The sequence below is a fragment of the Micrococcus sp. KRD012 genome (assembly GCF_017168555.1).
GTDB classification, from domain to species: Bacteria; Actinomycetota; Actinomycetes; order Actinomycetales; family Micrococcaceae; genus Micrococcus; species Micrococcus luteus.
Genome location: NZ_JABFBB010000031.1, coordinates 1 through 573 on the forward strand (window position 1 = coordinate 1; position 573 = coordinate 573).

Annotated in this window: 1 pseudogene; it reads left to right on the forward strand. The window is 67.9% G+C overall.

Features of this window, described 5'->3' with window-relative positions:
• Positions 1 to 573: pseudogene (locus tag J1M37_RS11010) on the forward strand (pyridine nucleotide-disulfide oxidoreductase); the annotation flags it as partial.

Here is a 573-nt window from a genome sequence, read left to right on the forward strand (position 1 = left end):
CCCCGTTGGAGCTGCGGGAGCTGGCGCATTCCCGGGATGTGGACATCGTGCTGTACGAGGAGGACTTCGACTTCGATGCGGCCTCGGAGAAGGCGATCGAGGAGAACAACCAGGTCCGCACCATGGTCGGGACGCTGACGAACTGGCTCATGGAGCAGGAGGACCGTCAGCAGAGCGCCTCGCGTCGGCTGCACCTGCATTTCCTGCAGGCTCCGGAGGAGTTCCTGGACGAGGACGGCGACGGCCGGGTGGACGGTCTGCGGATGCGCCGAATGGAGCTGGACGGTTCCGGTGGGGTCCGCCCGACGGGGGAGACGGTGGACTACCCGGTGCAGGCGATCTACCGGGCGGTGGGCTATTTCGGGTCCCCGGTGGAGGGGGTGGAGTTCGATGAGGTGCGCGGGGTGATCCCGAACGCGGAGGGCCGGGTGCTGGACGCGGACGGTGCCCCGGTGCCGGGTCTGTATGCCTCGGGGTGGATCAAGCGGGGCCCGGTGGGGTTGATCGGGCACACCAAGGGTGACTCCCTGGAGACGATCAAGCATCTGATCGAGGACGAGCCGGGGCTGTGGA